This window comes from Deinococcus rhizophilus (assembly GCF_030271215.1).
Classification (GTDB): Bacteria; Deinococcota; Deinococci; order Deinococcales; family Deinococcaceae; genus Deinococcus; species Deinococcus rhizophilus.
Window position 1 is genome coordinate 1 of record NZ_JASNGB010000290.1, and the last position, 2,085, is coordinate 2,085.

Below are 2,085 nucleotides of genomic sequence, written 5' to 3' on the forward strand. Positions count from 1 at the left end.
CGCCCCGCCCCGCCCGCCCCCCGCGAGGACCGGGGCGACCCCATCCGGGTGGGCAGCCGGGTGGACGTGCCTGCCTACGGCGCGACCGGGCAGGTGCTGGAGATGCGCGGCGACGACCTCGTGGTGCAGCTCGGCGTGATGAAGGTGGGCGTGCGCCGCCGCGACGTGCGCCTCAAGCCCGAGCCCAAGGTCGCCGCACCCCGCCCCACCTTCGCCGGAACCGCCCCCAGCCGCTTCGAGAACGAGTTGCAACTGCGCGGGCTGGGGGTCGAGGAGGCCGTGGAGGAACTGCGGGCCGCCGTCGGGGAGGCGCACGCCCTCAAGGAAAGCCCGCTGCGGGTGGTGCACGGCAAGGGCCAGGGGGTGCTGCGGCGCCTGCTGCGCGACTACCTCAAGACCGACAAGCGGGTCGAGTCCTTCCACGACGCGGAGGCCAACCAGGGCGGGCACGGGGTGACCGTGGTGAATCTCAAGCGGTAGGAGACAAGTGGTAGGAGAGACGGGAAGCTTCGCCCGCCACTCCCCTCTGCTGCGCAGCTGTGCCAGTCCCCCACAGGGAGTGATACGGACTCCGATGGAGTCGCCTACGAAGTGAGTCCATCCGAGCGGAGGCGAGAAGGAGAAAGGGCGGGTTCCGGGAGATGGATGGACTTCCGGTGGTGTCCCGGAAGGAAAGGAATTGGACGGCAGTCCGTATGAGGGACCAAAACCTCGTCTGAGCCGCTGATCTCTCCAAACCGCATCAAGCGTGGCAAGGGGAGAGGAGTGGCCTTCTCCGGCGTGGCCCGCAGGCGCAGTTGGTCAGACTTCTGCCAGCCGGGACCGGGCACAATGGCGGGGTGAAGTCACTCCACTCCCGCCTCGCGGCCCTGTGCCTCCTTGCCGCCGGAACGGCCGGTGCCCAGTCCTCCCTGATGGGTTTTCAGATTCCGCCCAATTACCTGTCGCGCTTCGCCAGCACCGAACTCGTGATCTCCACCGAAGCCGGGTATGGGGTGCGGGCCTTGCCGCTGCTGATGTCGCAAGACGTCCGCATCTCGGTGGTCAAGGCCCCAACCTCCTGGGACTACAACGTCAGCACGCGGGTGCAGGACACCACGCTGGCGGCGGGCGTCTTTTACAACGTGCCCCGGCTGGAGGTGACCCACGACCCTGCGAAGGGCCTGCAATACGGCGGGCTGATGCAGGGGAAGGGGAACCTGTCGAAGTTCTCGGCGGGGTACGCGCACCTGTTGTGGGAGAACCGGGCGCGGCTGCTGGGCAACGTGGGCGTGGCCTTTGTGGATGGGGATGGGGTGCCCTACACCCAGACGGAGGCGACGGCGGGGTACGGCCGCAGCTTCGGCAAGCTGGGCATGTATGTGGGCGGCGCGGCGCGGCTCTTCGCCTTCCCGGTGCAGCAGGACGCGCAGGGGAGCGTGGACGCCGTGGCCGTGCTGAATGTCTCGCCGCTGCCGGGCCTGACGCTGGACGCGACCCATTTCGAGCGCTTCGTGACGGGTGAGGCTGCCGTGCCCGCCTTCGGGCTGGGCCGCTACAACGAGACGAACGCCGGGGCGACCTACCGCCTGCCGGGAGACGCCGCGTTCGGGGTGGGGGCCGTCCGCACCCGCCTCTCGCACGCCTGGCAGAGCGACGTGACCACCCTGCGCGGCGACCTGCTGCTGCGCCTGAGCGTGCTGCCCAGCCTGGTCGGTCCCTCGGTGGGCTACCAGTGGACCCCGGACGGCCAGGGCCGCTGGCTGGTCAGCCTGGTGACGCTGCCCAAGTGACCCCCGCCGGGGCCGGGGCACGTGCTACGCTCCCCCACCGATGAGTGCCGTGCCCGCCCCACCCCGCCTGACCGCCTCTCTGCTCGCGCCGGGGGCGGTCGCCTTTCTGACCCTGGGCGTCTTGCAGGCCATGTACGGGGCGGCCTTTCCGCTCTTTCAGGAGCGCTACGGGGTGGGCGCGGGCGTGGTGGGCTGGGTGGCGAGTGCCCACTTCCTGGGGTCGGCGTCGGCCCCGCCGCTGGTCGGGCTGGCGCTGGGGCGGGTCAGCGTGCGGGCGGTGACGGTCGCCGGGGCGCTGGTGCTGGCGCTGGGC

At 70.8% G+C, this 2,085-nt stretch carries 2 protein-coding genes and 1 pseudogene; all 3 read left to right on the forward strand.

Annotation, left to right across the window (positions count from 1 at the left end; all coding sequences use genetic code 11):
• Positions 1 to 480: Smr/MutS family protein (locus QOL99_RS16665; RefSeq protein WP_285525493.1), on the forward strand; the 480-nt coding region annotated here is incomplete at its 5' end.
• Positions 481 to 839: 359 nt separating this feature from the next.
• Positions 840 to 1,772 carry a hypothetical protein gene (locus QOL99_RS16670; RefSeq protein WP_285525495.1) on the forward strand — a complete coding sequence of 311 codons (933 nt, stop codon included), beginning with the start codon at positions 840 to 842 and terminating at the stop codon, positions 1,770 to 1,772.
• Between the two features lie 40 nt (positions 1,773 to 1,812).
• Positions 1,813 to 2,085, forward strand: a pseudogene (locus QOL99_RS16675) (MFS transporter); the annotation flags it as partial.